General features: G+C 69.2%; 13 protein-coding genes and 3 pseudogenes. 10 read left to right on the top strand and 6 right to left on the bottom strand.

Translation table 11 applies throughout. From position 1 onward, the window contains the following. Positions 1–183: 183 nt before the first annotated feature. From J2S44_RS38730 to J2S44_RS38710, 5 genes and pseudogenes are all read left to right on the top strand, one after another. Positions 184–1,364: pseudogene (locus J2S44_RS38730) on the top strand (IS256 family transposase). Further along, on the top strand, positions 1,333–2,130 hold the full coding sequence (locus J2S44_RS38725; RefSeq protein WP_310424873.1) for a transposase: 798 nt from the start codon (positions 1,333–1,335) through the stop codon (positions 2,128–2,130). The pseudogene J2S44_RS38730 and the gene J2S44_RS38725 overlap by 32 nt, the downstream one beginning before the upstream one ends. Positions 2,131–2,455: 325 nt before the next feature. After that, on the top strand, positions 2,456–3,742 hold the full coding sequence (locus tag J2S44_RS38720; protein WP_310424871.1) for an ABC transporter substrate-binding protein: 1,287 nt from the start codon (positions 2,456–2,458) through the stop codon (positions 3,740–3,742). Between the two features lie 2 nt (positions 3,743–3,744). Continuing rightward, positions 3,745–4,731, top strand: a complete 987-nt coding sequence (locus tag J2S44_RS38715) for a carbohydrate ABC transporter permease (RefSeq protein WP_310424869.1) — start codon at positions 3,745–3,747, stop codon at positions 4,729–4,731. Then, complete coding sequence (locus J2S44_RS38710) at positions 4,731–5,555, top strand: carbohydrate ABC transporter permease (RefSeq protein ID WP_310424867.1); 825 nt, start codon at positions 4,731–4,733, stop codon at positions 5,553–5,555. Before J2S44_RS38715 ends, J2S44_RS38710 begins: the two co-directional genes overlap by 1 nt. 180 nt (positions 5,556–5,735) lie before the next feature. Here the strand turns inward: J2S44_RS38710 and J2S44_RS38705 are convergent, their stop codons facing one another. After that, positions 5,736–7,625, bottom strand: a complete 1,890-nt coding sequence (locus J2S44_RS38705; RefSeq protein ID WP_310424865.1) for a dienelactone hydrolase family protein — start codon at positions 7,623–7,625, stop codon at positions 5,736–5,738. Between the two features lie 180 nt (positions 7,626–7,805). Between J2S44_RS38705 and J2S44_RS38700 the strand changes: the two genes are divergently transcribed. Beyond that, positions 7,806–7,946: a hypothetical protein gene (locus J2S44_RS38700; protein WP_310424864.1), complete on the top strand. Its 141-nt coding sequence runs from the start codon at positions 7,806–7,808 to the stop codon at positions 7,944–7,946. A 503-nt stretch (positions 7,947–8,449) separates the two neighbouring features. Here J2S44_RS38700 and J2S44_RS38695 read toward each other — a convergent pair. From J2S44_RS38695 to J2S44_RS38680, 4 genes and pseudogenes are all read right to left on the bottom strand, one after another. Then, positions 8,450–9,151: a hypothetical protein gene (locus J2S44_RS38695; RefSeq protein ID WP_310424862.1), complete on the bottom strand. Its 702-nt coding sequence runs from the start codon at positions 9,149–9,151 to the stop codon at positions 8,450–8,452. Positions 9,152–10,056: 905 nt separating this feature from the next. Continuing rightward, complete coding sequence (locus J2S44_RS38690) at positions 10,057–10,263, bottom strand: hypothetical protein (protein WP_310424860.1); 207 nt, start codon at positions 10,261–10,263, stop codon at positions 10,057–10,059. Beyond that, positions 10,263–11,645: a non-reducing end alpha-L-arabinofuranosidase family hydrolase gene (locus J2S44_RS38685; protein WP_310424858.1), complete on the bottom strand. Its 1,383-nt coding sequence runs from the start codon at positions 11,643–11,645 to the stop codon at positions 10,263–10,265. Before J2S44_RS38685 ends, J2S44_RS38690 begins: the two co-directional genes overlap by 1 nt. Positions 11,646–12,115: 470 nt before the next feature. Then, positions 12,116–13,282 (bottom strand): annotated as a pseudogene (locus J2S44_RS38680) (IS3 family transposase). 810 nt (positions 13,283–14,092) lie between these two features. On the opposite strand from J2S44_RS38680, the gene J2S44_RS38675 reads away from it, so the two are divergent. The 4 genes from J2S44_RS38675 to J2S44_RS38660 all read left to right on the top strand — a co-directional run bounded on the left by J2S44_RS38675 (position 14,093) and on the right by J2S44_RS38660 (position 19,612). Beyond that, the gene (locus tag J2S44_RS38675) at positions 14,093–14,680 is read left to right on the top strand and encodes a hypothetical protein (RefSeq protein WP_310424856.1); all 588 of its coding nucleotides are present in this window, start codon (positions 14,093–14,095) and stop codon (positions 14,678–14,680) included. 439 nt (positions 14,681–15,119) lie between these two features. Next, the gene (locus J2S44_RS38670) at positions 15,120–16,244 is read left to right on the top strand and encodes an IS630 family transposase (protein WP_310409359.1); all 1,125 of its coding nucleotides are present in this window, start codon (positions 15,120–15,122) and stop codon (positions 16,242–16,244) included. Positions 16,245–16,577: 333 nt separating this feature from the next. After that, the gene (locus J2S44_RS38665; protein ID WP_310424854.1) at positions 16,578–18,557 is read left to right on the top strand and encodes a phosphopantetheine-binding protein; all 1,980 of its coding nucleotides are present in this window, start codon (positions 16,578–16,580) and stop codon (positions 18,555–18,557) included. Beyond that, positions 18,554–19,612, top strand: a complete 1,059-nt coding sequence (locus J2S44_RS38660) for a saccharopine dehydrogenase NADP-binding domain-containing protein (RefSeq protein WP_310424852.1) — start codon at positions 18,554–18,556, stop codon at positions 19,610–19,612. Before J2S44_RS38665 ends, J2S44_RS38660 begins: the two co-directional genes overlap by 4 nt. Here the strand turns inward: J2S44_RS38660 and J2S44_RS43060 are convergent. Continuing rightward, positions 19,613–20,227, bottom strand: a pseudogene (locus J2S44_RS43060) (class I SAM-dependent methyltransferase); the annotation flags it as partial. Positions 20,228–20,533: the final 306 nt, after the last annotated feature.

Below are 20,533 nucleotides of genomic sequence, written 5' to 3'. Positions count from 1 at the left end.
ATCCCCTTGCTATCCGCATGCTGCCCGCCGCGCAACGCCTGATCGCTCGCGGCTGTGAGCTTGACCCCGTAGTCCGGACACCCACGGTGTGGGGGGGACTGTGCCAGGAGTGATGTTTCCGGCCCGACACGCCGGGCTGAAGTTCTGGCGGGATGGGCACTGTTAGTGATGACATCGAACGTTGTGAGTCCAGGGAAGAAGATCGACGGTGGCGGGCGGCAGCTGTCGCCTGAGCAGGCTGCTGCGGCGGCGATGGTGGCGGAGGCAAAGGCGCGCGGGCTGGAACTGACCGGTCCGAACGGCTTGTTGAAGCTGTTCACCAAGAATGTCCTCGAGGCGGCGTTGAACGAGGAGATGACTGAACACTCGGTCATGCGAAGAACCAGGCATCGCCGGAGCGTGAGTCGACGAATGTGCGCAATGGCAGCCGCGGCAAGACGGTGATCTCGGATGCGGCCGGTGAGGTGCGTATCGACGTGCCGCGAGATCGGGAAGGGACGTTCGAGCCGCAGATCGTCAAGAAGCGGCAGCGGCGCCTGACCGAGGTCGACAAAGTCGTCCTGTCGTTGTATGCGAAGGGAATGACGACCGGGGAGATCTCGGCGCATTTCGCGGAGATCTACGGTGCGTCGGTGTCGAAGGAGACGATCTCGCGGATCACCGATAAAGTCGTTGCGGAGATGACGGAATGGTCGACGCGGCCACTCGATTCCGTGTACGTGGCCGTCTTCATCGACGCCATCGTCGTCAAGGTCCGCGAGGGACAGGTCGCCAACCGGCCGGTCTACGCGGTCATCGGGGTCACCGTGGACGGTCACAAGGACGTCCTGGGCTTGTGGTCCGGCTCCGGTGGCGAGGGCGCCAAGTTCTGGATGGGCGTCCTGATCGATCTGAAGAACCGCGGCGTGCGGGACGTGTTCTTCGTCGTCTGTGACGGCTTGAAAGGGCTGCCGGACACCGTCGAGGCGGTGTGGCCGGAAGCGATCGTGCAGACCTGCATTATTCATTTGATCCGGAACACTTTTCGTCTGACCTCCCGGACGGACGCCGACGCGATCAAACGCGATTTGTGGCGTAACGCGTGGGATGAGTTCATCCCGTTCCTCGACTACGACGTCGAGATCAGGAGGGTGATCTGCTCGACGAATGCGATCGAACCATTGAATACCCGCTATCGTCGTGCTGTTCGCGCACGCGGGCATTTCCCAGGCGAGCAGGCCGCGTTGAAGTGCCTGTACCTTGTGACCCGCAGCTTGGACCCGACCGGGGCTGGCCGCGCACGATGGACGATCCGCTGGAAGCCCGTGCTGAACGCCTTCGCCATCACCTTCGGTGACCGCTGGCCGGCCGCCGAGACCTACTGACCGAAGAGCCGGAAACACCGATCTTGTTACGGACCCGGGGAAATCGCCAGCTCCACGGTCCCGGCGCGGGTGTCCCATCCGCGAGTACTTCCCGGCGTTCCTTGACGCCTTTGCCAACCACAAGGACTTCCTAGACAGCGCGGACGCCCGCGCGATCCTGGCAGCCGCACCAGCGCCGGCCGGGGCCGCCAGGCTGACCAAGGCGCGGATCGCGGCCGCGCTGCGTCGCGGCGGTCGCAAGCGCGGTGTCGACAACCTCGCCATCAAGCTTCACGCGGCGCTGCGGCTGCCGCATCTGCGCCAGCCGCAGCGTGTCGAGCAGGCCATGGGCACCGCCGCGCTCGCGCTGCTCGCCGCACTGGACACCGCCTGCGCCAACGTCGACCAGCTCGGTGAAGCCTGCGCCGAAGCGTTCGCCCAGCACCCGGACTACGACATCATCACCAGCTTCCCGAGACTCGGTGACCTCACCGGCGCCCGCGTGCTGGCAGAACTCGGCGACGACCGCAACCGCTTCGCCGACGCCCGCGCGGTCAAGGCATACGCCGGATCGGTGCCGGTCACCCGCGCCTCCGGCCGCAGCGTCTCAATCACCCACCGTCGCATCAAGAACGACCGGCTCGACGCGACCGGGTTCGTCTGGGCGTTCATCGCGACCACCCACGCCGAACCCGCCAAGGCGCACTACCAACGCCGCCGAGATCAAGGCGACCGACATGCGGCCGCGCTACGCGGTCGAGAAGGAGCATGCGGACCACGGCATTGACCGGCTCCCGCCCCACGACAGCACCCAGATGCCGCCCGGCACGGACCCTATCCGACCACAACGGCGACCGAGCCAGGCTCAAGGCCTCGTCCATCTCCACCGCAACATCATCCCTGCTCTTGACACTTACAGAGATCGGAGGTCTTACCAGCACCCCGTCCCGCCCGAGCACCTCAGGAGACTTGGTCGCTCCGGCCCGGATAACACTTTTTCGCCCACTATTTTAATCTCCATCGATATCTTGACGTGCTGCGGAACGGCTCGTAACTTGGCGCCATCTTCCGGAAACACTCCGGAATTTTCGGTATCGAGAGGCAGGCTATCTATGACTCCGAAGAGGACCGTCGCAGTAGCCGCCGTGATGGTGCTGGCCGCCGCCGGTCTGGCCGCCTGCGGGGGTGACGACGGTGGGTCCGGGCCGGACGGCAAGGTCACGATGCAGTTCTGGCACAACGCCACGACCGGGCCCGGCGCGGCGTTCTGGGAGAAGACCGTCGCCGACTTCCAAACCGCCCGTCCGAACGTCACGATCGAGATCCAGCAGGTGCAGAACGAGGACCTCGACGGCAAGCTCCAGACCGCGCTCAACTCCGGCTCGGCGCCCGACATCTTCCTCCAGCGCGGCGGCGGGAAGATGACCGCGATGGTGGAGGCGGGCCAGCTCAAGGACATCACCGGCGAGATCAGTGCCGAGACCACGCAGGCCGTGGGGGACGCCGCCCTGGGGACCGGCGAGGTGGACGGCAAGGTCTACGCCGTACCCGTGTCGATCATGCCCGGGGGTTTCTGGTACAGCAAGAACCTGTTCGCCGAGGCCGGGATCACCACGCCCCCGACCACGATCGACGAGCTGAACACCGCGGTGACCAAGCTCAAGGCGATCGGCGCCCCGATCGCACTCGGCGGTAAGGATGCCTGGCCGGCGGCCCACTGGTTCTACTTCTTCGCCCTGCGCGCGTGCAATCAGGTCTCGCTCGACGCCGCCGCGAAGCAGAAGGACTTCAGCGATCCCTGCTGGACCAAGGCCGGCAACGACCTCAAGGCGTTCGCCGACACCGAGCCGTTCAACGACGGCTTCCTGACCACCTCCGCCCAGCAGGGCGCGGGCAGCTCGGCAGGCCTGGTCGCCAATTACAAAGCCAGCATGGAGCTGATGGGCGCCTGGAACCCGGGCGTGCTCGGCTCGCTGACCAAGGATCAGAAGCCGATGCCCGATCTGGGCTTCTTCCCCTTCCCCGCGGTCCCGGGCGGTCAGGGTGACCCGGCGGCCATCATGGGCGGCGCGGGTGGCTACTCCTGCTCGGCCGAGGCGCCCAAGGAGTGCGTCCAGTTCCTCGACTACCTCGTTACCAAGAACGTGCAGGTCGAGCAGTACAAGGCCTTCAACTCGCTGCCGATCACCAAGGAGGCGCAGAGCGCCGTCACCGAGGACTACCTCAAGGCGGTGCTCGACGCCTACAACAAGGCGCCCTACGTCTCCCAGTGGCTCGACACCGTCTACGGCCAGAACGTGGGCAACGCGCTGAATCTCGGTGTGGTGAACCTGCTGGCCGGCAAGGGAGACGTCGCCGGGATCATCACGGCCGTCAACGACGCGGCGAAGAAGGACTGAGGGTGACGATCACCGAGACCGGTGGTCGCGCACGGAACAGGGGCGGGGACGTACAGGCGCCGCCCCCGCTCCGTCCCCGACGGCGCGGCATCGGCTGGGCGCAACGGCTGGAGGTCGTGCTGCTGACCGGCCCGGCGATCCTGATGTTCGTCGGGTTCGTGATCTTTCCGATCCTGATGGCCGCCTACTACGGCTTCTACCGATGGAAGGGTTTCGGGCCGCCGACCAACTTCGTCGGCCTCGACAACTACGTCACCATCCTCCAGGACGCCGCGTTCCGCGAAGCGCTGTGGCACAACGGCATCATCCTCGTGCTGTCGCTGGTCCTCCAGGCGCCGGTGGCCCTCGGCTTCGCCCTGCTGCTCAACCAGAAGATCCGCGGCCAGTCGATCATCCGGGTGCTGATCTTCGTGCCGTACGTGATCGCCGAGGTCATCGTCGGCACGGCCTGGAGCCTGATGCTGCAGACCACCGGCGCGGTCAACGACGTGCTCCGCTCGATCGGACTGGACCGGTTCGCCGCAGATTGGCTGGCCGACCCGCGGCTGGCCATCTGGTCCCTGATGCTGATCCTCACCTGGAAATACGTCGGGTTCGCGGTGATCCTGTTCCTGGCCGGCATGCAGAACATCCCGCAGGAACTGTCGGAGGCTGCGGCGGTGGACGGCGCCTCCTACTGGCAGACCCAGTGGCGGATCACCCTGCCGCTGCTCGGGCCGACCCTGCGGATCTGGGCGTTCCTGTCGATCATCGGCTCGCTCCAGGTGTTCGACCTGGTCTACATCATCTGGGGCCAGTACGTCGCCTCGACCGCCGGCACTTCGACGATGGCGACGTACATGGTCGTCGAGGGCCGCAACGCGGGCAACTACGGGTTCGGCAACGCGGTGGCGGTCGTGCTCTTCCTCATCTCCATGATCATCGCGCTGCTCTACCAGCGTTTCGTGCTGCGCCGGGACACCGAGGGCGCGCTTACCGAGGGGCGATAATGGCGCAATCCCGCTGGGGCAACCCCATCGTGTACGCCGCCGCGCTGATGCTGATCGGCGTCATGCTCGGACCGGTGCTCTACATCATCATCGGCGGGTTCCGGACCAACTCGCAGATCACCACCGACCCGGCAGGGTTTCCCGACCCGTGGGTGCTCAGCAATTACACCGACGTGCTGACCGGCGACACCTTCTGGCGCCAGGTCGGCAACTCAGCGATCGCCGCGCTCGCCACCACCGTCGGCGTCGTCGTGCTCGGCGTCATGGCCAGTTACGTCCTGGCCCGCTACCGGTTCCGCGGCCGGGGAGCGATGTACGCCCTGTTCGCCGCCGGGCTGATGTTTCCCGCGACGGTCGCCATCACGCCCCTCTACATCCTGGTGAAGAACCTCGGGCTGGTGAACACGCTGCCCGGCGTCGTCCTGCCGCAGATCGCCTTCGGCCTGCCCACGACGATCATCATCCTGGTCCCGTTCCTCCAGGCGATCCCGAAGGAGATCGAGGAGGCCGCCGCCATCGACCGGTGCAGCCGGCTGGGATTCCTCTGGCGGATGGTGCTCCCGCTCTCGGTGCCCGGCCTGATCACCACCGGGATCCTCGCGTTCATCGGCAGCTGGAACAGCTATCTCCTACCGTTGTTCATCCTCAACGACCAGGACGGCTTCACGCTGCCGCTGGGCGTGCAGGCCTTCTCCTCGCAGTATTCCGTGGACACCGCGAAGGTGCTGGCCTTCACCTCGTTGTCGATGATCCCGGCACTGGTCTTCTTCAGCCTCTTCGAGCGCCGCATCGTCGGCGGGCTCACCGGCGCGGTCAAGGGGTGAGCGCCGCCGGGCTGGCTGGATGAGCCCGGCGAGGATCCGGCGCAGGATGAACCTCCTGCCCGGTCCGGTTCGGGTGCACCACATCCGCCTCCACCACCATCACCCGCTGGAGATGCGGCCACCACCAGCACGGCCGCCAGAAGGCGGAATCTGGCGAACCTCCAGGCGGGCGCGAGACGGCTACGACATCCTGACGATGCTCCTGTAGTCCCCGACGACGACGTTTCGGAGCGGGACGGCGGTGATCGTGTACTTGCCGGCGACCAGCCCTTCCCTCGGCACCACGATCGACGAGTCGCCGGGCCGCACGGTCACCGCATGGGAGGTGCGGGTGACGTTCGGCCCCGAGACGGTCACGAACACTTCACCGACGCCCGCGCCGGCCACCAGTGCCGGGACGGTGAGCTGTCCCGCTTCCACCGAGCCGTTGGCGTCCTGCAGATCGACCCGGAGTGCAGTGGGCGTGCCCGGATCGGGGATGCCCGGCCGCCAGCCCCAGGCGTCGAGCAGCCAGAGCCGGCCGTCAGCGTTGCGGGGCACCACTTCCACTGAGGTGATGCCACGGCGGTCGACCGCCGGATTCAGCGGCACGCGCACCTCCTGCGCCCAGGCCGCCTTGGTCAGCTCGGTGCCGGGCAGTCCGTTCAGGTGGACCCGGCCGAGTGCCGAACGCCGTCCGGCACGATCGCTGACCGCCACGTCGAAGGTCGTGCCGATGGAATTCGGCGGCACGACGACCCGCATCGTCAGGGCGGTCGCGCCGTCGATCACGGACGGGTGCGCCGGGCGGAGGATCACCGGCCGGCCCGGGGAGGACCACGAGACGGATACGCCGAACCGGCCCGGATCGGCGCCGGACAGCACATGCGGGGAGTTCACGAGACCGCACACGCTCAGCCGGCACAGCGAGCCGTCCCCGGTCACGCTCAAATCCGCTGCCGGAATCACCAGCGGAGCCCGGAAGCCGCCGAGCGCGTGGCTGCGGGCTGGAGCCACGGGAGCCGTACCGTCCAGGAACGGGCGCATCCGGTCGTCGCCGTCGACGAAGAGCCGGGCCGCGGCCACGAAGGAGGTGGCCGCCGCCGCACGCTGCTCCGCGGCGGTCATTCGATGCGGCGACCCGGCCGAGCACCGCGGGTCGGTGGTGTCGGTGAAATCGTCCGCCCCCGGACCGGCCGATTCGCCGGGTGTCCACGCCGAGTTGAAGAAGTTGTGGTTGGCTCCGGGCAGGAAGACCGCACTGTGCAGGGCGACTCCCGCGCCGACGTCGCGTGTCCCGTCCACGTACACCTGCGACGCGAGATCCTTGGCGTCACCGTCGCACTCGGGCAGGATGCTCAGCGACGGCACGTCGGCCACCGGATTACGGCCGACGGAGGTGGCACCGAGCAGGATCGTCCCGCGGATCCGCCACCGCACCGGTACGCGCGCGTTGTCCAGCTCGTCCGGCGGGGCCACGATGCTGTCCATGGCGGCACGGTTGGCGGCGTCCCCGCCACGGGAGTGGCCGATCAGCAGGACCCGGGAGAGGTCGACCGGTGGCGCGGCACGGACCGCCTCGGGCGACTGGTCGCGACCCGCGCCCGACCAGTCGGCCCACCGAGACAGGTGCAGTCTGATCAGGGCGGAACGGGTTCGCTCGTCGACGAGGAGGTCGAAAGCCTGGTTGGTAACGCCGTTGGCGGAGAGCGCGACGGTGACGTAACCCCACGACGCCAGCTGCTGCTGAATGGCCTCGTACCCGCGGTAGCTCATCAACTCCGAGGAGCCTTCGGCGCACGGCCACAGCTGGAGCACGCTGCCTTCGCCGTAGCACGCAGGAAAGAAGCCGTGCACGAGCACGACCAGCGGGACCGGCCCGGTGCCCCCACGCGGGGCGACCACCTTCGCGCGCATCTCCACCGGCTCGTCCAGCTCCGGCATCACCACCGGCGGCAGGTCGTATTCACCCGCGACCGTCGCATAGGGGCCCGGCACGGCGGGGTCAGGACCGGAAGGGGAGGCTTGCGAGGGCACAGCTGTCAGTACCCCGGCGCACAACCCCGCGACGATCGCCTTGACAAACCGCATCCCGCGCACCCTTCGCTCATATGGTCCGGCATCCCACCGTCGCCGCCGGGTGATCACCCTAGTACGGCAGCCGTCGTTCGTGAGATGACCTCGTCCCTCACGTGTACGCCGACGGTGCCCGGTCGTTCGTGGTCGCCAAGGCAGGGCGTGGTGGCAGTCCGGGTCCATCGTGGAGGCCGGATGCTGATCCATCGTGAAGAGTCTGGGAAGACGGTCGTGTTCTTCGTGACCGCCCTGGAACCGGCAACCATCGACACCGGGCTCAGGTACGTATGGGGCGACGCCCGGCTCCGCCCGATGCTGATATTCCTGATGCGCTGAACCTGCTGCTGTCCCAGCTGCTCTTGCCGCTGGCCGTCACCGTCGGCGGGTCATCACCTGGCCGACGTACCCCCTCGTCGGTCTGCCAGCCGCGGCGGCCCTCCCCCTGCTCAGCCCGCCGGCCGCCGCCACCGGCCCGGGACCGCAGATCGCGACGTTGTACGTCGTGCCAACCCCGGCGTTCGCGCTGCTGGATGCGGTCGCGCTGACGCTGCGGCTCCCCCGGCGCGTCGACGGCCCGGACACCGCCCCGACGACCTGATCGACGTCTCAAGCGCCCGGCCGGCGCTGCGGATCGGGGCGGGTAGCGGTAGGTGAGCGCGGTCGCGGAGAGCAGCGCCGCAGCCGCCACCGGTACGTCACCTCCCGGGTCCGGACCTGAAAGCCCCCGACACGATCCCGGGGCCTGCCCCGCTCCGTGTTGCCCCGCCGACCCAGCGGCGCGTCGGTGACCTTCGTCGGCGCCGGTGTTCTGGCTGGGTCCGATGAGAGGCGCCTGAAAGCTACTCCTGCCGCTCCGCGATGCTGTCCGCCAACGCCTGGTAGGACTCTTCCGGCGCCTCGATGACGGTCGAGGGTGCGGGCGGCTCCGGGGTCCGCGCGGTCCCGTACTCGCTGATCGCGAATGTGACCGAGACTTCGACCGGCCGGTTGCTCTGGCGCAGGTCCCAGGTGATGGTGGCCAGCCGGCCCTGCTCGTCGACGGTCGCGGTGAACGGGATCCGTACCGTGTCCTCCCGAGGCCCGTGCACCACGGTGGTGAGATCGCCGGAGGTGCTGACGAGCGCGCCGAGCCGTACCTTCCCGGTATCCAGCCGCCCTTTGATCTCACGCGGCCCGGCCCAATACGGCTGCGACACGCCACCGCCCACCCCGTCGGCCAGCCCCGCGAACGCCGCCGCCCGTGGGGCATAACCCTCGAGCCGCTTCCCGTCCAGGTGGATCCACTTCGTGCCGGGCGGCACACCCGGAGCGCCTCGGAGCATCCGCGTGGACTCCAACAACACATCGTCACCGAACGTCATGAGTTCGTTCGTTTCGCCGGAGAACCCGGTCACCACGTGCGTGACGTCCGCATCCACGTCGATCGTCGCATCGTTGCTATACACCCCGTACTGCGAGGAGTCAACCGTCATCTCCACCCGGTACCGCCCGGCCCGCAGCGCGTCCCACGCCTTCGCCAACGGTGCCCGGGCATCGGTCACCGCAGGCACCGGCGAGGCGAGTTCCGCTGTGGATGGTGCCGTTTCGGCGCCACAGCCCGCCACGAGGACCAACGGCATGACAAGGAGGAAGACACGTCGCTTCACGGACGCAGACGATCCCGCATCCCATCCAAAAGATCAACTGTGATCCGGCGGTACGGCTCATGCACCGGGAGCGAGTGGACGCACGTTACCGATCTCATTACGTGGCTGAATCTTGGCTCGACGTCGACGACCGGCTACGACCAAGCGGTTGCCGACGTGATCCGCGAGCTCGCGCAAGCACGGTCGCACCTGCCGGGCTATCGGAACACCTGGCGCCCATGCGTGTCGTAACCGCCGCTGGCGCGCGCCCGCGGCCGGTGCCCAGCCGCGACGGATCTCGCCCACGCCGAACCCGGCACCCGCGCATACGACCCTCGATCACCTGCAGGCCCGGGGTTCCCGGGTGCAGCAGGTCTCGGGTGATGAGGATGGGCGGCACCAGCCGCATCCCCTAATTCTCCAGGCGTCCCGGTAGCGCGGGCGCAGGCGCAGCACCTCCGGCGACGCGTCGCACCGGCCGGCCTGAGTCCGTCGTCCCGGCATCCGGCCGGGCCGCGCGGTTGTCTGCCGCGTCGTCGCGTACTCAGGTGACGCTCCGTTCAACCCGGGCCTCGGCATGTCGTCCTGCACCACCACCCCACGAATCACGCGAAGCCGATGACCGGGAGAGCCGGGAACGGGCTCTCCCGGTCATCGGGCTCAGTTCGCGCCGACGATGTTGCCGCCCTCGGTGGCGTCAACCTTGTCGTGGCGCCGGAGCCGCTCGGGGCCCCGTCAGGGATGGCGAGAAAACCGTGGGAGGCGATTTCGCGCAGGAAGTTCTGCTGCGACAGGCCGTTGCCCGAGCAGCCGCCGTAGCCTCAGACGAAGACGGGCAGCCGCTCCGCCGGGAGGTTCTGTGGCCGGTAGATGGTGTGGTTGGGCAGGCCGGCTGAGGTCTCGTAGTCGGCCGGGTACGGCCCCGAGCCACCGGCGGCGGCCGGCGCCGGTGTTGCCCCGAGCACCAGGACTGCGGCGGTGACCGAGACGACGGCGGTGATGAGGGCGGTCCGGATGCGGCGGGCCATCAGCGTTGCCGGGTCAGCAGGGCCGGCCGCCAGGGCAGCTGGTCGTACGGGACGTTCACGCTCGGGTCCTTGCCCTGGTAGAGCAGTTGCAGGTTGCAGGGGTCGACGGTCTTGGTCTGGTCCGGGTTGCTGCGGACCAGGTCACCGTGGCTGATGTCGTTGGTCCAGGTGGCGCCGCTGTTGGCCTTGCCCGCGAACGGGTTGCTCTCGGTTGCCGCGTTCGGGGTCCACGTGCCGCCCAGGCTGGTGGAGGTGAACGAGCGGAAGTAGCGACCCTGGCTGCCGATCGCCTCGACCAGCATCAGGTACTGGTTCTGGCCGGCGACCTTGTAGACCTCGACGCCCTCGAACAGGTTCTCCCGGGTGTCACTCATGATCTGGGTGTACGAGGAGCCGAAGCTGCCCGGGAAGTTGCCGATCGGCATGCTCTGGCGGTAGATCCTGCCGTTGTCCCCGGCGAAGAACAGGTACATGTTCTGGCCGTCACCGATCACCGTCTGGTCGATCACGCCGTACGGGGCGTCGGTGATGGTGGCGGTCGACAGCGTCTGCGGCGCGGACCAGCCATTGGCGTTGACCGGGTCGGTCGACGTCTTGTAGCTGAACGAGGTCGGACCCCACTGGTACGCCAGGATCCAGATGTTCCTCGGCGCGAAGTAGAACAGGGTCGGCGCCACGGTGCCCTGGCTCATCGCGTTCTGCCCGGCCGTGGCCATGTCGGACCAGTTCGTAAACGGGGTGAAGTTCATCGAGCCGTACCCGGAGGCCGAGACGTTCGAGGCGTAGACCAGGTGCTTGCCGTTGTGCACGACGTTGGTGAAGTCCTTCAGCGACAGCCACCCCGGCCTGGGCTGGGCCAGCGGTCCGGTCGACGACCAGCGGTAGCTCGACGGCAGGGTGCACGTGCCGCCCGGGTTCGACGGCGAGGCGGACGGGCTGACCGGGGGCAAGGTCGACGGCACGGTCCCGCCTGTGCAGGTCACGCCGTTGAGCGCGAAGCTCGTCGGTACCGGGTTGCTGCCGGTCCACGAGCCGTTGAGGCCGAACGTCACCGTGCCGTTGGTCGCGACGGCGCCGTTGTAGCCCACATTCTTCGCCGTCACCGCAGCGCCGCTCTGCGTCAGGATGGTGTTCCACGCCTGCCCGACCGTCTGCCCCGCGCCGTACGACCAGGTCAGCGTCCATCCGGACAGCGGATCACCCAGGTTGGTGATCGACACGTCGGCGTTGAAACCGCCCTGCCACTGCGACGACACGGCGTAGTTCACCGCGCAGCCGGCCACCGTGGCACCGGCCGGCAGTGCCACAACGACCGCCGCCGAGGTCAGCAGGGCGGCACCGGCCGACACCAGGCCGGCCCGGGCTCTTCTCGACACAATCATGGTCCTCTCCTGAGGGGATGACGGTGCGCGCGTGCACGACGGTCAATTCCTTACCGCCGATAGACCGTTTCCGGCAGATTACGGGAGCGCTCCCAAGTCATCAATGGGGAAGAGCTGGTGAATCGCGCATCAGAAAAGGTGTTATGCAGCGACGTTGTCCAGAGTCGCCGCTTCCCATTGGCGGACGCCGCTGCATCTCTCAATATTCGGCGTTCGAGCAGAGAACGCACCAGGTCCAGCTCCCAGTGGACCCGGTCGATTGCGGAGGCCAGGAGGCGGTGATCGACCTGTGTCGGCACCGACGCGGCCGAGACCACAGAGCCGGGGAACTCACCGCGATGATGAGCAAGCTGGCGGCCGGCACGGTAGACAAAGCCACAATTGCTCCGGTGTGGGCACGCGACCCGAATTGGTCAACGATGTCATGACACAAGGCAAGGGTCTGCTGCACCGATAGGTGACAGGGCAAGTCACGCGGCCTGACTGGCCGGTGGGGTCATGATGGTCTCGTTCTCGATAGGGTCAACCGGGACAAGTTCCGTTGGCGTCGACGGCGGTGGTAGGTGCGTTCGATCCAGGTCACGATCGCGGTTCTCAGCTGCTGCCGGGTGCTCCAGGTGCGGCGGTTGAGGACGTTGTTCTGCAGCAGGCCGAAGAACGATTCCATGGCGGCGTTGTCGCCGGCGGCGCCGACCCGGCCCATCGAACCGATCATGTGATGGCGGTGCAGTTCGTGAACGAGTTTCCGGCTGCGAATTGCGGCCCGCGGTCGGTATGCAGCACGCAACCGGCCACGTCACCACGCCGGGCGACGGCGTTGCGCACAGCGTTGACTGCCAGCCGCGATTTCATCCGTGAGTCGATGGAGTAGCCGACGATGCGGTTCGACCAGACGTCCTTGATCGCGCACAGGTAGAGCTTGCCCTCCCCGGTGCGGTGTTCGGTGATGTCGGCCAGCCACAACCGGTTCGGGCCGTCGGCGGTGAAATCACGGCACACGAGGTCGTCGTGGACCGGCGGGCCGGCCTTACCGCCCTTGGCTCGCCGTTTCCTCTTGCTGAACGTGCTGAACCAGCCCATGCCGGAGCAAATCTTCCAGGCGGTGCGCTCGGTCATCGCCTGTCCAGCGGCGCGGGCCTCGTCGGTGAGGAACCGGTAGCCGAACTCCGGATCGTCACGATGGGCGTCGCACAACGCGTTCGCCCGGTACGCCTCGGCCAGTGCGGCGTCGGTGACCGGGCGGGCAAGCCACCGGTAGTAGGGCTGTCGAGCAGAGTTCAGGACCCGGCACGTGACCGCGACGGGGATCCCGTCGGCGGCCAGCTCGTTCACGAGCGGGTAGAGCCTTTTCCCGGCAGGTTCGCCTGCGACAAATAGGCTGCGGCCCGGCGCAGCACCTCGTTCTCCTGCTCGAGCAGCTTGATCCGCTTACGGGCCTCGCGCAGCTCGGCCGCATCAGTGCGGCTTATCCCGGGCGCGGCACCGGCGTCGACGTCGGCCTGACGCAGCCACTTGAACAGCGTCATCGGGTGGACCCCGAAGTCTTTGGCGATCTGCTCGACCGTCACGCCGGGGTCCCTGTCACGGGCGACCCGCACGACATCGTCGCGGAACTCACGAGGGTAGGGCTTGGGCACAGCAACATCCTTCCAGCCCGCCGTCACGGCAAGCCATCTCAGATGTCACCTATCGGTGCAGCAGACCCTTCGGAGAGGAAGACGGGCCCGGTGTCACGGTCGCGCAGGAGTCGGGTAGTAGGTGGGCGGTACTGGCGCCCCAGTCTTCCCTTAGCGTGTTTGGTCAACTACTTTCGGCTATATGCCGGTGGTGGAGTGTCCTGAGTGTGGTGACCCGCTGCCAGTACGCAAGCGCCGTCACGCCGTCTACTGCTCTGCACGGTGCCGGACCAGGGCGCATCGGCGCCGGTCGGCTGCCGCGCCCGCCGCCTCGCCGGGGTTCGTGGTGCGTTGTCGCAGCTGTGCGCAGACCTGGGACTGCGAGCAGCGGGATCCGTCGGCGCAGTTCTGCTCGAGCCGCTGTCGCGCCCGGGATTGGCGAAGGCGGGTGCGTGCCGCTGCGGCTGACGCCCGCCGCAGGATACGAAACGCGAACGGCAAAACGTAACGCTTTCAGCTTCGGTGAGCTGCGTTAGCCGCCGACAAGAGATCAACAGCCGGGAATACGCTCTCGCATCGACCCGCTGAGAGCAGTCGGCCCCAGGCGGAAGGTCTGCCTCGGGGCAGGCCGTTGTACCGGGGCTCGATCAGGCGCTGGATCTAACCCTACTGGCTGCTGTGGATCAGCGCGACCCCTCATTCGGGTCGTGACCGGGTCCACAGGCACCGGTGCCGGTGCGCCGGGCTGCGCCGTCCCCACGGGGGCCGCGAAAGGACGCAGCAGTGGCAGAAACGCCAGCGGTTCCCACTGGACCGAAGGTCAGGGTCAGCATGGGCGCGTTCATCGCCTTCCTGGACGCCCCCGCAGATCAGAGGCTCTCCCTCGTGACCGCGATGGCTGAGGACTACTCGCCAGCGCGGGATCCGTACCGTCAGATCCGGCATGCGATCCGGTGCGGCCGGCGCATGGGCAAGGACGAACTCGCGATGCAGGGCGTGCTCGACTCGTGCGCACGCCGGTGGAAACAGCACTACCAGGAGATCGCCGAGGGCTGGCTGCGCTACGTCGCCTCCTGCGGCTCCGACACGATCACCGACCTCCCCACCGGCCGGTGGCACACCTGCGACCTGGCGGTGAAGGTCACCCCGGACCTTGCCGTGCGGCGCGCGGACGGCTCCTACGATGCGATCAAGCTATACATGAAGGCTGAACCGCCCACCTCCCAGGCGGCCGGCGCGACGCTGTGGCTACTGCAGCAAGCCATGACCCAGTGCTTTCGCGGGGCCCGCCCCGTTCTGCTCGACGTGCGGCGCAGCACCCCGCACACCACACTGCCCGGCCGCGCCGGATTCCAGACCTGGCTGGAGTCGGAAGCGGCCAGCCTGGCCCACCTGCAACAGCGTCGACCCGCGGCATGACCTGACGAACATCGCGACGGCAATGTAGGCATCGGCCTGGCGGCGATCGAACGCGAGGCGGCAGGGAGCCACACCACGACCTAACGCAGGCCCGAGGAAGACCCGCGCGCCGGTGAGTCGGGCGCGGGCCGCTGTCGGCAGACGACGAGGTGTTCGGGGCGGTCCGCGCGGTGGCTCTGCGAGCAGGCTGGATCATGCCCGAGCGCAGCTGTGCGACGGCTCCCGCTAACACCGGTGACCGCCGAGGCGGAACCGGGTCGTGCGGATGGACGACGCCTGATGAATCCGTGGCCGGTGCCCCTGACCGGATGGTGCCGTCTAGTGGGCTGTCCACGAACGTTCACCGGGTCTGAGACACGCCGGGCGGCTTGCGCCGCCCGGCGGTGGTTCGGGGGCAGTCTCGGCAGCGTTGTTCGCTGACGAGGGTGGGTGGTGTGGGGTGGCTGAGCCGGTACGGGCACGGCGGTTGACCCAGGACGAGGGCCGCAGGCTGCAACAACTCGTCCGGCGCGGGAAGCACGACTCGGTCCGGGTCCGCCGGGCGTTGATCATCATGGCGTCCGCGTCCGGGACCCCGGTCCCGGCGATCGCCCGGCTGGTCGCCGCGCATGAGGACACGGTCCGGGACGTGATCCACATGTTCAATCAGATGGGGCTGGCCTGCCTAAACCCTCAGTGGGCGGGCGGCCGTCCCCGCCGGATCAGTGAAGACGACGAAGCGTTCATCGTCACGACGGCCACGCAACACCCGCGCCGGCTCGGGCAGCCCTTCACCCGGTGGAGCCTGCGGAAACTCGCCGACTACCTCGCCGGCCGTGATGCCGCCCGGCGGGTGGTCGTCAGCCCGGAGCGGCTGCGGCAACTTTTGCATGACAACGACGTGTCCTGGCAGCGCACACGCACCTGGAAGGAATCGTCGGATCCGGACTTCGACGCGAAACTCGACCGGATAGAGCAGGTCACGAACGCGTTCCTGGACCGGTGTTTCGCCTTCGACCAGTTCGGGCCGCTATCGATCCGCCCGCACCACGGCAGCACGTGGGCACCGCGATCCGATCCGGGCCGGCTGCCCGCGACCTACACCCGCACGCACGGCATCCGCTACTTCCACGGCTGCTACAGCCTCGGCGACGACCAGCTCTGGGGAGTCGTCCGCCGCCGCAAAGGCGCAGATCACAGCCTCGCCGCGCTGCAATCGATCCGCGCGGCGCGGCCGGACGGGGCACCGATCTACGTCATCCTCGACAACCTGTCGGCGAACAAGACCGCGAAAATCCGCCGGTGGGCGGCCCTCAACAAGGTCGAGTTGTGCCTGACCCCGACCAGCGCGTCCTGGGCCAACCCGATCGAGGCCCAGTTCGGACCACTCCGCACGTTCGTCATGGCCGGCTCGGACCACCCGAACCACACCGTCCAGACCGGCGAGCTGCAGAAATACCTACGCTGGCGCAACGCCAACGCCCGCCACCCCGACGTCCTGGCCGCCCAACGACGCGAACGCGCCCGCATCCGCAGCGAACGCCAACACCGCTGGGGTCGACCACGCACCCAGACCGCCGCCTAACCCCGGACCCGGCAAACGTTCGTGGACAGCCCACTAGCGACATAGTGGACCGTCGTCACGCTGCCGGATGACGACCATGATGACCGGATGGCGATGCGGCAGAAGCGGCTGGCGGCAATGGCGATGCCGGCGGCGGCGGTGACCGCGCTGAGGACGTGGACCGTCGTCTCCGGCAATAGCGCGGGGTGATCGGCCAGGCACAGCGCATCCGGCTACGGGGCGGCCCGGACCGGGCGCGGGCGCCGTCCGGGACGCACAAGAGCCCCTGTCGATAATGGCATTCATTTCTACTAGGCTCCAGGGCACCGTACTACGATCATGAGGAGCTGCGTCATGTCACTCGCCCCTGTCTCGCACACCGACCGGGCGGGCGATCCCGTACCCGCCTTGGCCGATATCTGGTCCGAGCTGCTCGGGATCGACGCCGACGCCTTCTCCCCCGACGTGTCGTTCCTGCGCTACGGCGGCGACTCCGTGCTCGCGGTCCGGATGGCCGCGCTCATCCGCAAGCGCCTCGGCGTGGTGCTGGCCCTGGCGGACGTGGGGGCGGAGTCCACGCTGGACGAGCTGGCCGCCCTCGTCCGCCGCCGGTCCGCGGCCGGGTCGGCGATCCGCGCGCTGCCGGTCGAGCTGCACCGGCGGGCGGACAAGGATGCGCCGTTCCCGCTGCTGCCGCTGCAACAGGGCTACTTCGTCGGCCAGCAGGGCGGCTGGGAGCTGTCCTACGAGTCGGCGCACTTCTACAGCGACGTCGCGCTCCGCGACATGGACAGCGACGAGGCCGAGGAGGCGCTGACCGACGCGCTGCGCCGGCTCGCCGAGCACCAGCCGATGCTGCGCGGCCGGGTTACACCGGACGGTATGCAGCACGTCCTGCCACTGGACGCGCCGGGTGCGATACCCGTGCCGCGCGTCTACGACCTGCGCGAGGAGCCGGCCGAGGCGGTGAGCACGGAGCTGGAGACGGTGCGTGCGGAGATGATCGCCGCGGGCCCTGACCCGGCGCACGGACCCGGCCTGGACATCCGGTTGTCGCTGCTGCCCGGCGGCGCGGGCCGACTGCACACCAACATGAGCCTGCTGCTGTTCGACGGCTGGTCGGCCACGCTGCTCAACCGCGAGCTGCTGGAGCTCAGCGCCGACTGGAACGCGCTGCCCGCACCACTGGACATGGGCTTCGACGACTACGTCTCGTCCGTGGCGGCGCTGCCCGGAAGCGACGCCTGGGCCGATGACCGCGACTGGTGGTGGTCCCGGCTGGACGACATGCCGCAGCCGCCCGCGCTGCCGCTGGTGGCCGATCCGCGCGAGGTGCGCGCCACCACGATGGCCAACCGCGAACGGTACCTGTCCCCCGGCCGCTGGGCCGCGCTGCGCGACCGGTGCGCCGCCCACGACGTCACGCCGTCCACCGCCATGTTCACCGCGTTCGCGATCGTCATCGCGCGCTGGTCCGGGCAGCGCCGCATGCTGCTCAACTCGTTGCAGCTCAACCGGCTCCCGCTGCACCCGGATGTGCACCGGGTCTTCGGCGCATTCGCCTCGACCATGCTGCTGCCCACCGACCTGACCGCCGGCGCCACGTTCGCGCAGCTTGCTGGGGAGGCGCAGCGGCGGTTCACCGAGTACGCCGGGCACGCGCTGGTCACCGGCGTCGAGGTCTCCCGGGAGCTGGGCCGCCGCCGGGGCACGCACCGGCCGGTCGCGCCCGTGGTGTTCCAGAGCACGCTCGGCATGGACGCCGCGATGGGCGCGCAGCAGCCGGACTCCGCCGGACCGCTCGGCCAGGTCGCGATGGACGACTTCTTCCACCAGCTGCGCACCCCGCAGGTAGCGCTGGAGGCCCGCTTCTACGAGCTGCGCGGCTCGCTGGCCATCGTCTTCTCCCTGGTGGAGGAGCTGTTCGACCTGGAGCAGGTGGACGCCGCCTACGCGGAGCTGGTCGCGCTGGCCGGCAGCCTAGCCGACGGGGACGGCTGGGACCGGGTCGTGGACCTGCCCGTCCGGGAGGATGAGACCGGACTGCGCCTCGGGCGGTACGCCGACGAGCGCGTCGACGCCGGTGACGGCCCGCCGGCCACGGAGCTGGAGCAGACCATCGCCGCGCTGTGGGAGGAGCTGCTGGACACGCCGGTCCTGGACCGCGCCACCCACTTCTTCGAGGCCGGTGGCAACTCACTGCTGGCCGTGCGGGCGCTGGCCCGGCTCGCCCGGCAGACCGGCGTGACCGTGCCGGTACGCGACTTCCTGGCCGACCCGACCGTGGCCGGCCTGGCCGCCGCGGCCACCACCGCCCCCGCGAGTGCCCGATGATCGGGGTGCTGGGCGGCTCCGGCGCGGTAGGCCGGACCGCGGTGGAACGCCTCGCCGGTTTCGGGCTGCCGCTGCGCGTCGGCGGCCGCGACCGCGCGCGGGCCGAGGCGGTCGCCGGGCCGGGCGGCGGGGACGCGGTCGCTGTCGACCTGTTCGACGACGACTCACTGGCGGCGTTCTGCGACGGTTGCGCCGTGGTGGTCAACTGCGCCGGGCCGTCGTACCGGGTGCTGGACCGGGTGGCCCGCGCCGCGCTCGCGGCGGACGCCGGGTACGTCGACGCGGCCGGCGACCTGGTCGCGGTGGAGGCGCTCGGGGACACACCGGCGCGGCATGCCGTGGTCTTCTCCGCCGGCCTCATGCCCGGGCTGTCCGGGCTGCTGCCCCGGTTGCTATTGGACGGCACGCCAGTGGCACGGCTGGACGTCTACGTCGGCGGGTCGGTGGAGATCAGCCCGGCGTCCGCGGTGGACGCGCTGCTGACCCGGGGCCCGAAGTTCGGGCACGCGCTGGCGATGTGGCGGGACGGCGGCGTGGCGGCGCACTCGCTGGCGCCGCTGCGCGGGGTGTCGCTGCCGGGGTTCCGCGGGCGGGTGCACGCGGTGCCGTTCCTGTCCGCCGAGATGGTCATGCTCGCGTCCGGGGCCGGCGTCGGCGAGCTGCGTAACTACACCGTGTACGCCACCGAGAACCTGCCGGAGGCGTTCGCGACCGCGTGGGCGGACCAGGAGCGGCCGCCGGAGGCGCACGCGGACGCGATCGTGTGGGCGGCCGCGCGGGACGTGGCGGCGCACGGCCACCACTACGCGGTGCTGGCCTACGCGCGCCCGCCGGCCGGGTCCGGGCTGCTGCCGCGCCGGGTGTTGTTGCGCACCCCGGACTCGTACCGGCTCAGTGGGGTGACCGCCGCGATCACCGCGCGGGAGGTGGCGGCGGGGACCGTGCCACCGGGGGTCCACTACGCCTCCGAGGCGCTGGACCCCCGGCGCACGGCCGCGGAGCTGGCGGCCGACGCGCTGGTCAGTGAGCTGGCCGTGCCGGAGCCGGCGCGCTGATCAGGCGAGCGCGGCGAACAGGTGGACGCCGGTCGCGCGCAGCGGATGGTCGGGGCCGGGAACGCTGAGGAACGACCGGAAGCCCGCGTCGCTCAGCTCCTCCCGCCACTCCGCCTCGTCCAGGAAGATCCGGTCGGTGCCCGCGCGGCGGTCGCGGGCGCCGGGCCGGTCCCCGCCCGCCCGCGCCGACATCAGGAACTGCATCGAGGTCAGGATCGCCGGGATCTCCCGCGTGGTCTCCACGAACACCAGCAGTCCACCGGTACGCAGCAGCGCGCGGAATCCCTGCAGGGTGGCGCCGATGTCGACCGCGTTGTGCAGCACGTTCGCGCCCAGCACGAGGTCCAGCTCGCCGGCCGGCACCCCCTGGCCGCCGATGTCGGCGTTGATGTCGAAGCGGGCGTAGCGCAGGCCGTCGCGCCCGGCGAACCGGCGCCGCGCGTCGTTGAGGAAGAACGTGGACACGTCCGTGAACAGGTAGTCGATCGGCACGGACGTCAGCGCGCCGAGCACGTCGGCGGTGGTCCCGCCGACCCCGGCACCGACCTCCAGCACGCGGAACGGCCGGTCCGCCGGGTGCCAGCCGGCCGCCCACCGGACCGTCTCGGCCGCGGCCGCGTTGACGTACCGGTTGACCGCGTTGTCGCGATAGGCGCCCTCGGCCGTGCTGGTCTCGCCGTCGGCGAACAGCAGCGCCTGGAGCGGGATCTCGTCGCGCAGCAGCGCGGGCAGATACTGCACCGCGCTCTGGAAGAAGCGGGTCAGCTCCGGCGGGTAGTGCAGGCCGCGACGCCGGCGGTCGAGGTCGTCCGCGGCCGCGATCAGCGCGGCCCGGCCCGGCGCGCGCAGGCCGTGGAAGCGCCCCCCGTCCTCGGTGATCATCCCTTCCTCGGCGAGCACGGCCAGCCAGCGGCGCAGGAT

The sequence above is a fragment of the Catenuloplanes niger genome, assembly GCF_031458255.1.
Taxonomy (GTDB): Bacteria; Actinomycetota; Actinomycetes; order Mycobacteriales; family Micromonosporaceae; genus Catenuloplanes; species Catenuloplanes niger.
The sequence above is the reverse complement of the archived record's forward strand: the minus strand, read 5'-3'. Positions and strand labels throughout refer to the sequence as shown.